Below are 8443 nucleotides of genomic sequence, written 5' to 3'. Positions count from 1 at the left end.
AACGGCAAGCTCGCGCGCGCCATCTCCGATGCTTCGTGGACGGAACTCCGGTCGATGCTGGAGTACAAGTGCGCCTGGTACGGGCGCGAACTCGTTGTGATCGACCGATGGTTCCCCAGCAGCAAGCTGTGCGGGGCCTGCGGCACGGTCGCGGCGAAGATGCCGCTGAGCGTCCGCGAGTGGACGTGTGACTGCGGCGCTGTGCATGACCGCGATGTGAACGCGGCACGCAACATTCTCGCCGCCGGGCTGGCGGCGTCTGCCTGTGGAGACGGTGTAAGACCTCAACGGGAGTCCTCCCGGACGGGGCAGTCGTCGGTGAAGCAGGAACCCCAGCGGGCGACCGCTGGAATCCCCCGCCCTTTAGGCGGGGGAGGAAGTCAAGGCAGGAGTTCGGCAAGAGAGACTCTGACTTCGGTATCCGGGACTTGAGGTGCTGCCATTCCCCCTCGCTCACGTGGCGTTCCAGAGACTTCAGGACCGTGCGCACCAGGTGCTCGTCGCCGCCCTCCACGGCGTAGGCGAACTCGTGCCGGATCCGTTCGAAGAACTCCTCGTTGCTCATCTTCACGGGAGTCTCGGCAGGCTTCCAGCCGTCGTAGTACATGCCCCTGATGATGGTCGGCAGTTGCGCACCGAACTGGGCCGCCGTCTCGACCGGGAGACGGTCCCGGAGCGGGTGCAGCACGGCACGCAGGGCCGCGTACGACTGCTTGCGCCGGTCCTTGGGCCATCCGAAGGCTTCCGTTCCGCACGCCTTTCGCTGTCGGACCCGGCGGGCCGGACGTACACCGCCCGGCCCACCGGGTCGCGCCGCGTCAGTGAGCGTCGCTGTCGGTGCTCTGGCCGCCTTCGCTCGTCTCGCTGATCTCGATGCGGCGGGGCTTTGCCGCCTCGGCCTTGGGAACGGTGACCGAGAGCACGCCATCCTTGATGTCGGCTCTGACCTTCTCGGTGTCCAGGTCTCCGGGCAGTTGCAGCCGGTACTCGAACGATCCGGTCCGGCGGGTGCTGCGGCGCAGGATGCCTTTGCGTTCCTTTTCCTTGATCTCTCCGGTGACGACCAGTTCCTGGCCGTTGGCCTCGACGTTGATGTCCTTGGCCTTGACGCCGGGGAGTTCGATCTCCACGTGGAACGCGTCGTCGGACTCGGTGACGTCCGCGAGGGGGGTCCACGCCACCACGGGTGCCGCGGTGGCGACCGTGGATTCGAGCAGTCCGCTCATCTCGTTGAGCAACTGGTCGAACTCGACGAGCGGGTTCCGTGCAAAGCCGACGTGCCCTTGCTGCATTCCGCCACCGCGGTGGCGTCGGACGGGCGTTGCCATGCCCATCGCCTCCTTCTCCTTCTCGCGATGTGATCTCTCCGGATGTGATCGGCCGCCTTCTGTCAGGCGAGCCATGCGGATTCCTTGGGTCGGGTGTGCGGTGAGGTGTCCGTGCCGCCGGGCGCGGCCGCGTGGCCCAGACAGCGGTGGACGAAGTGGACGGCCATCGCACCTTCGCCGACGGCGGAGGCCACGCGCTTGACCGAGCCGCTGCGGACGTCGCCGGCCGCGAAGACCCCGGGCAGGCTGGTCTCCAGGGTCAGGCAGTCGCGGCCCTGGCTCTGCCACGTTCCGGGGCCGGAGCAGGCCTGGGCCTCGGCCCCGGTGAGGACGAAGCCGCGCGCGTCGAGGGCGAGCGTGCCGGACAGCCACCGGGTGTGCGGGTCGGCACCGGTGAAGACGAACAGGGCCCGCGCGTCGATGCGGTGCTGTTCGCCCGTGCTGTGGTCGACCGCGTCCAGGGCCTCCAGCACCTGGTCGCCGATCACCTCCGTCACCTCGGTGCGCAGCAGCACCCGCACCTTCGGGTGACGTTCCACCTGGTCGATCAGATAGCGGGACATGTGCGTGTCCAGGGCGGAGCCGCGTACGAGGAGGTACACCAGCGGGGCGTAGCCGGCCAGGAACAGCACTGCCTGACCGGCGGAGTTGCCCCCGCCGATCACGGCCACGGGATCGGTGCGGCACTGCTGGGCCTCGTAGACGGTGGCCGAGTAGTGGACGCTGGTGCCCTCCAGGCGCTCGATACCGGGTACGTGAAGGCGGCGGTAGCGGGCGCCGGTGGCCAGCAGGACGGCTCGGGCGGTGATCTCGCTGCCGTCGGCGAATCCGACGGCGTAGTGGCCGTCACGTGGCTCGATGCGGGTGGCCTCCGCCGGGACGCTGATGAGGGCGCCGAACTTGCCCGCCTGGAGCACTCCGCGCTCGGTGAGTTCGGCGCCGGAGATCCCGGAGGGGAAGCCGAAGCAGTTGTCGATACGGGAGGTGGTCCCGGCCTGGCCGCCGGTGGCCAGGGCCTCCACCACGGTCGTGTCGAGGCCCTCGGAGGCGGCGTTCACGGCGGCGGCGAGGCCGGCCGGTCCGGAGCCGACGATCAGCAGGTCGCCGCGGTCCTGTTCGGTGGGCAGCGGCGGCAGGCCGATGAGCCGGGCCAGTTCGGCGTTGCTGGGGTTGCGCAGCAGCGTGGTGTCCCGCCAGATGACCAGCGGTGTCTCCTGCGGGCCGACGCCGAAGCGGCGCAGGAGCGCCTCGGCCTCCTGGTCCGTCTCCAGGTCGATCCAGCGGTGCGGCAGCCGGTTGCGGGTGGCGAACTCGCGCAGCCGCCGGGTGTCCGGTGAGTAGCGCGAGCCGATGATGCGGAACCCCGCGCCCTGTCCGACCAGCAGGGCGCGACGGCCCAGGCAGGCGCGCAGCACCAGGTCGCCGATGGTGGGGTCGCGGGTCACCAGGTGGCGCAGCTGGTCCATGGAGAGGGCGAGGACCTCGCCGGGGTCGCGGACCACGGCCGTGTAGAAGGCCACCTGTCCGTGCAGGAGACCGAGTTCGCCGATGAAACGGCCGGGGCCGTGCACGCGCAGCAGGTGTTCCTCGGGGGTTCCGTAGTCCTCGAGGACGGCGACGGAGCCGCTGAGGACGACGTAGAACGCCTCGCAGCGCTCTCCCTCCTGGATCAGCACGTCACCGGTGTTCACCGAACGCCTGCGGCCGTGTTCCGCGAGGCGGGCCATCTGGTCGTCGCTCAGCCGGGGGTAGGCGCCGTAGACGTCCGGGGTCTCGAACGGGACGGCCTCGTCCCCGTCCTGGGGCTCCTCGGGCGCGGGCATCGCCTGCGGGCGCATCTCGTCGCCGGACATCACACGAACGCCTCGTGGACGAAGCACCACCGCCAGTCCTCGCCGGGCTCCAGCGACGCCGCGATGGGATGGGCGTCGGCGGCGGCGTGCCGCCGGGCGTGCCGGTTGGGCGAGGAGTCGCAGCAGCCGACGTGGCCGCAGGTCAGGCAGAGCCGGAGATGGACCCACGGGGAGCCGAGCCGCAGGCACTCCTCACAGCCTTCGAGGGTGCGCGGCGCGACGGGACGGACGAAGGCGAGATGGGGGTCGGCGCGTACGGTCATCGCGGATCATCCTTCCCGGGCCGGTGCGCGGCCCGTGATCGACTGTTCCACCCACTGGCGCAGCGCGGGGGCGGGTGCGGCGCCCGCCTGCCGGGCGACGGTCTTGCCGTGGTCCAGGACCAGCAGCGTCGGCACGGCCTGGACCTCGAACCTGCGGGCCAGCCGCGGGTTGCTGTCCACGTCGACCTTGGCCAGTTTGATCCGTCCGGCGAGGTCGGTGGCGACCTTCTCCAGGGCCGGGCTGACCATGCGGCAGGGGCCGCACCAGGTCGCCCAGAGGTCGACCACGACGGGCACGGTGGACTTCTCCACCACCTCGGAGAAGTCGTCGTCGCCCACGTCGACGGTCCAGGGCAGAGGCTGCTTGCAGTTCCCGCACCTCGGGCTGCCCTCCGCGGCCGAGGGGACACGGTTGGTGCGTCCGCAGTGCGGGCAGCGGACGGTCGTGGCCCGCATGGTGCTCATGCCGCCATCGCCTCCTCAGCGGCCTGCGGTTGTTCGTAAGTGACCGCCAGCTCGCCCTCGCGGGCGTCGACCCGGACGGTGGCGCCGTCCTGGACGTCGCCGCTCAGCAGGGCCCGTCCGACGAGCGTCTCCACCTCGTGGGAGATGTAGCGGCGCAGCGGCCGCGCCCCGTACACCGGGTCGTAGCCCTGGCGGGCGATGAACTCCCTGGCCGCGTCGGTCAGTTCGACGGCGATACGGCGCTCGGCGAGCCTGCGGCGCAGCTCGTCGAACTGCAGCTCCACGATCTTCTCGATCTGGGCCTCGCCGAGCGGCTTGAACAGCACGATGTCGTCGACACGGTTGAGGAACTCCGGCCGGAAGTGCCCGCGCAGCTCGCCCATCACCAGCGCCCGGGCGTCCGGCTTGACCTCGCCGTCGGCCGTGACGCCGTCGAGGAGGTACTGGGAGCCGATGTTGGACGTCATGATGATCACGGTGTTGCGGAAGTCGACCGTGCGGCCCTGGGCGTCGGTGATCCGGCCGTCGTCGAGGACCTGCAGCAGCGTGTTGAAGACGTCGGTGTGCGCCTTCTCGATCTCGTCGAACAGCACGACCGAGTACGGCTTGCGGCGCACCGCCTCGGTGAGCTGGCCGCCCTCCTCGTAGCCGACGTATCCGGGCGGCGCCCCCATCAGACGGCTGACGGTGTGCCGCTCCTGGTACTCGCTCATGTCCAGGCGGACCATGTTCTCCTCGGAGTCGAAGAGAGCCGCCGCGAGGGTCTTGGCCAGCTCCGTCTTCCCGACTCCGGTGGGGCCGAGGAAAATGAACGAGCCGATGGGCCGGCGCGGGTCGCGGATGCCGGAGCGGGCCCGGATGACGGCGTCGGCGACCAGCTTGACCGCCTCGTCCTGGCCGATGACCCGCTCACGCAGGATCTCGTCCAGCCGCAGCAGCTTCTCCCGCTCGCCCTCCTGGAGGCGGGCGACGGGGATGCCGGTCCAGGCGGCGACGATCTGGGCGATCTCCTCCTCGGTGACGACTTCCCGCAGGAGCCGGTTCGCGCCCTGCTTGGCGGCCAGTTGCTCCTCCTCGGCCTTCAGCCGGCGCTCCAGTTCCCGGAGTTTGCCGTACCGCAGTTCGGCGGCCCGGTTGAGGTCGTAGCTTCGCTCGGCCTCCTCGGCCTGCTGCCGGACCTGTTCCAGTTCCTGGCGGAGTTCCTGGACCCTGCGGATGGCCTGCCGTTCCGCCTCCCACTGGGCGTGTTTGGCGTCGGCCTCGGCGCGCAGGTCGGACAGTTCCTTGCGCAGTTCCTCCAGGCGGTTCTTGCTGGCCGCGTCGGTCTCCTTGGACAGGGCCGCCTCCTCGATCTCCAGGCGGGTCACCCGGCGGGTGATCTCGTCGAGTTCGGCCGGCATGGAGTCGATTTCGGTGCGCAGCCTGGCGCAGGCCTCGTCGACCAGGTCGATGGCCTTGTCCGGCAGGAACCGGTCGGTGATGTAGCGGTGGGAGAGGGTCGCCGCGGCGACCAGCGCGGTGTCCTGGATCTTCACGCCGTGGAAGACCTCCAGGCGTTCACGCAGACCGCGCAGGATGGAGATGGTGTCCTCCACGCTCGGCTCGTCGACCAGGACCTGCTGGAAGCGGCGTTCGAGGGCGGCGTCCTTCTCGATGTGCTGCCGGTACTCGTCCAGGGTGGTCGCGCCGATCATGTGGAGTTCGCCGCGGGCCAGCATCGGCTTGAGCATGTTGCCCGCGTCCATGGCACCCTCGGCGGCTCCCGCGCCGACGACGGTGTGCAACTCGTCGACGAAGAGCAGGATTCGGCCCTGGGCGGCCTTGACCTCGCTCAGGACGGCCTTGAGCCGCTCCTCGAACTCGCCCCGGTACTTGGCGCCGGCCACCAGCGAGCCCATGTCCAGGGCGAACACCGTCTTGTCGCGCAGCCCTTCGGGTACGTCACCGCGGACGATGCGCTGGGCCAGGCCCTCGACGATGGCGGTCTTGCCCACACCGGGGTCGCCGATGAGGACGGGGTTGTTCTTGGTCTTGCGGCTGAGGATCTGGGTGACGCGGCGGATCTCCGCGTCCCGGCCGATCACGGGGTCCAGCCGGCCGGTCCGGGCCTCGAGCACCAGATCCCGGCCGTACTTCTCCAGGGCCTCGTAGGCGACCTCGGGGTTGGCGGAGGTGACGCGCTGGTTGCCGCGGACCTGGGTGAGGGCGCCGAGGAACGACTCCCGGGTGACACCGAACTCCTTCAGCAGCCGTCCGGCGGCGGTCGACGAACCCTCCTCGGCCAGGGCGAGCAGCAGGTGTTCCACGGACACGTACTCGTCCTTGAGGCGTTTGGCCTCGCGCTCGGCCGCGTCCAGCAGACGGGACAGGCGCTGGGTGACGAAGACCTGCCCGGGCGCCGCGCCGGGTCCGGTGACCCGGGGGCGCCGGGAGAGGTCCTCCTTCACGGCGGCGCGCAGTTCCTTGGGTTCGCCTCCGGCCTGCTGCACCAGTCGGGGTACCAAGCCGTCCTCCTGGTCGAGGAGAGCGAGCAGCAGGTGTTCGCCGTCGACCTCGGTCTGCCCCATGCGGACGGCGGCGGTCTGGGCCTCTTGAAGGGCCTCCTGGGACTTCTGGGTCAGGCGGTTCATGTCCATGGTGGGGGATCACTCCTCGTGCCGGTGCGGCGCAGCGCGGCTTCGAGCAGGCTGATGCGGTCGAGCAGGTCGAGCACCAGTCCGATGGATGCGTAGTTGAGGCACAACCCGGTGCGCAGCCGCTGGACGCGGGCCAGGGTGGCCGGCGCGGTCGGGGAGAAGAGCAGTCGTCCGGCGGTGTCGCGGTCGGCGTCGACGAGTCCGAGCGCCACGAACCGGCGGATCAGCTCGGGGTGGACGCCCGAGCGGCGGGCGACGGTGTCCAGGGAGAGCCTGGGCACGGGCACGATCGCGTATTGGACGCGGCTCCCCGCCGGAGCCGTCAGCGGCGGCCGGCTGGGCGACTCGGTCGGTCGGTCGCTCATCAGGTCCTCCTGGGGTCGAACGAGGAGACAGCGGCGAGTTCGTCGAACAGTTCACGCTCCCGGTCGCTGAGCCGGGGCGGCACTGTGATGCGCAGTTCGGCGTAAAGGTCCCCGTCGGCGCCCCGCGGATTGGGCATGCCCTCGCCGCGCAGCCGCAGCCGCCGGCCGCTGGAGGATCCCGCGGGCACGGTCACCTTCGCCGTGGTGCCGCTCGGGGTGGGCACGGGCACGGTGGCGCCCAGCGCCGCCTCCCACGGCGTGATCGGCAGCTGGACGTGGATGTCGCGGCCCTCGACACGGAACACCGGGTGCGGCAGGATCCGCACCCGCAGATAGAGGTCACCGGCGGGCGCGTCGCCACTTCCGCGGCCGCCCTCGCCCGCCAGCCGGATGCGCTGCCCGTCGGTGACGCCGCGCGGCACGTTCACCTCGTAGCTGCGCGGTCCGGACGGTCCGGCGAGGGTGACGGTACGACGGCCGCCCCGGTACGCCTCCTCGACGGTGAGCGGCAGTTCGGCCTCCTGGTCGGCGCCGGGCGTGCGCATCCGCCCGGCACCGCCGAAGAACGAGCCGAACAGGTCCTCGAAGTCGACGCCCTCCTCTCCGAAGCCGGACGTCGTGTACCGCACGCGGGGGCCGCCCCCGGCGGACCCGCGGAAGCCGCTGCCGGCTCCCGCACCTGCGGCGACCCGCTCCTCCCAGTCCTCCGGGACCTTGCGGAAGTCCTCGCCGAAGTGGTCGTAACGGGCTCGCTGCTTCGGATCGGACAGGACGCTGAAGGCGTCGTTGATCTCCTTGAACCGCTCCTCGGCCGCCGGGTCCTTGTTCACGTCCGGGTGGTACTTGCGGGCCAGGGAGCGGTAGGCCCGCTGGATCTCGTCCCGGTCCGCGGTGCGCGGGACACCGAGAACGTCGTAGTAGTCGCGTGCCATGGGCGCTCACTCCCGCTTGGCGACGGTCACGGCGGCCGGCCTGAGCTGACGCTCGGCCTCCCCGTAGCCGGGGCGCAGCACCTGGACCACGGTGCCCGGTTCGGCGCCCTGGTCCTCGACCACGCCGACGACCTCGTGCCGGGCGGGGTCGAAGGGCACTCCGGTGCCGGCGTTGCGGACGTATCCGAGGCCTTCGAGGATGTTCACGGCCTGGTCGCGCACGGCCCGGACACCCTCGACGATCGCGTCCGGGTCGGCGCCCGCGTGGGCCAGGGCGAGTTCCAGGTTGTCGATGACCGGCAGGAAGGCCGCGGCGGTGCGGGCGCGCTCGGAAACGCGCTCCCGCTCCAGCTCCCTCGCATGGCGTTTGCGCAGGTTGTCGAGGTCCGCCAGGGCGCGGCGCCAGCGGTCCTCGACCTCCTTGAGTGCGGCCGCGTACTCGTCCTCGGGGCCGCCCTGGCCGGTCGCCGCGTCGGGGCCCGGCTCGGCGTCCTCGGCGTGCGGTCCCGGCTCGGGCAGGTCTCCGCGCGGCGGCCGCTCCGCGTCCGGCGGCGGGTCGGACTGCCGGTCCTGGGGAGGGGGATACGGCATGGTGGCCACC

Annotated in this window: 8 protein-coding genes and 2 pseudogenes; 1 reads left to right on the top strand and 9 read right to left on the bottom strand. The window is 71.1% G+C overall.

Features of this window, described 5'->3' with window-relative positions:
• Positions 1 to 360, top strand: a pseudogene (locus ABTY98_RS17800) (RNA-guided endonuclease TnpB family protein); the annotation flags it as partial.
• Between the two features lie 112 nt (positions 361 to 472).
• Here ABTY98_RS17800 and ABTY98_RS17795 read toward each other — a convergent pair.
• The 9 genes and pseudogenes from ABTY98_RS17795 to ABTY98_RS17755 form a co-directional block, all read right to left on the bottom strand.
• Positions 473 to 928: pseudogene (locus ABTY98_RS17795) on the bottom strand (DUF2267 domain-containing protein); the annotation flags it as partial.
• Positions 819 to 1328 (bottom strand): Hsp20/alpha crystallin family protein, encoded by a 510-nt coding sequence (locus tag ABTY98_RS17790; protein WP_352221842.1) that lies wholly within the window; start codon positions 1326 to 1328, stop codon positions 819 to 821. The pseudogene ABTY98_RS17795 and the gene ABTY98_RS17790, both read right to left, overlap by 110 nt.
• A gap of 62 nt (positions 1329 to 1390) precedes the next feature.
• Positions 1391 to 3181 carry an FAD-dependent oxidoreductase gene (locus tag ABTY98_RS17785; protein WP_352221841.1) on the bottom strand — a complete coding sequence of 597 codons (1791 nt, stop codon included), beginning with the start codon at positions 3179 to 3181 and terminating at the stop codon, positions 1391 to 1393.
• A complete protein-coding gene (locus ABTY98_RS17780) occupies positions 3181 to 3444 on the bottom strand; it encodes a UBP-type zinc finger domain-containing protein (RefSeq protein WP_352221840.1) in 264 nt (87 codons plus the stop codon). Before ABTY98_RS17780 ends, ABTY98_RS17785 begins: the two co-directional genes overlap by 1 nt.
• 6 nt (positions 3445 to 3450) lie before the next feature.
• Positions 3451 to 3909, bottom strand: a complete 459-nt coding sequence (gene trxA / locus ABTY98_RS17775; protein WP_352221839.1) for a thioredoxin — start codon at positions 3907 to 3909, stop codon at positions 3451 to 3453.
• The gene (clpB, locus tag ABTY98_RS17770) at positions 3906 to 6545 is read right to left on the bottom strand and encodes an ATP-dependent chaperone ClpB (protein WP_352221838.1); all 2640 of its coding nucleotides are present in this window, start codon (positions 6543 to 6545) and stop codon (positions 3906 to 3908) included. Before clpB ends, trxA begins: the two co-directional genes overlap by 4 nt.
• The gene (locus ABTY98_RS17765; protein ID WP_352221837.1) at positions 6536 to 6910 is read right to left on the bottom strand and encodes a chaperone modulator CbpM; all 375 of its coding nucleotides are present in this window, start codon (positions 6908 to 6910) and stop codon (positions 6536 to 6538) included. Before ABTY98_RS17765 ends, clpB begins: the two co-directional genes overlap by 10 nt.
• Positions 6910 to 7842, bottom strand: coding sequence for a DnaJ C-terminal domain-containing protein (locus tag ABTY98_RS17760; RefSeq protein ID WP_352221836.1), 933 nt, complete (start codon positions 7840 to 7842; stop codon positions 6910 to 6912). The genes ABTY98_RS17765 and ABTY98_RS17760 overlap by 1 nt, the downstream gene beginning before the upstream one ends.
• Before the next feature lie 6 nt (positions 7843 to 7848).
• On the bottom strand, positions 7849 to 8433 hold the full coding sequence (locus ABTY98_RS17755; protein WP_352221835.1) for a nucleotide exchange factor GrpE: 585 nt from the start codon (positions 8431 to 8433) through the stop codon (positions 7849 to 7851).
• Positions 8434 to 8443: the final 10 nt, after the last annotated feature.

The sequence above is a fragment of the Streptomyces sp. NPDC096040 genome, assembly GCF_040303265.1.
GTDB lineage: Bacteria > Actinomycetota > Actinomycetes > Streptomycetales > Streptomycetaceae > Streptomyces.
Note: the sequence above shows the minus strand (reverse complement) of the source record. Positions and strands in the feature narration are given on the sequence as shown.

Bases quoted from the DNA above. Each gene is read 5' to 3' on its own strand.
- ABTY98_RS17780 (WP_352221840.1), bottom strand. From the start codon at position 3,444: ATGACCGTACGCGCCGACCCCCATCTCGCCTTCGTCCGTCCCGTCGCG.
- ABTY98_RS17785 (WP_352221841.1), bottom strand. From the start codon at position 3,181: ATGTCCGGCGACGAGATGCGCCCGCAGGCGATGCCCGCGCCCGAGGAG.
- trxA (WP_352221839.1), bottom strand. From the start codon at position 3,909: ATGAGCACCATGCGGGCCACGACCGTCCGCTGCCCGCACTGCGGACGC.
- ABTY98_RS17790 (WP_352221842.1), bottom strand. From the start codon at position 1,328: ATGGCAACGCCCGTCCGACGCCACCGCGGTGGCGGAATGCAGCAAGGG.
- ABTY98_RS17755 (WP_352221835.1), bottom strand. From the start codon at position 8,433: ATGCCGTATCCCCCTCCCCAGGACCGGCAGTCCGACCCGCCGCCGGAC.
- ABTY98_RS17760 (WP_352221836.1), bottom strand. From the start codon at position 7,842: ATGGCACGCGACTACTACGACGTTCTCGGTGTCCCGCGCACCGCGGAC.
- clpB (WP_352221838.1), bottom strand. From the start codon at position 6,545: ATGGACATGAACCGCCTGACCCAGAAGTCCCAGGAGGCCCTTCAAGAG.
- ABTY98_RS17765 (WP_352221837.1), bottom strand. From the start codon at position 6,910: ATGAGCGACCGACCGACCGAGTCGCCCAGCCGGCCGCCGCTGACGGCT.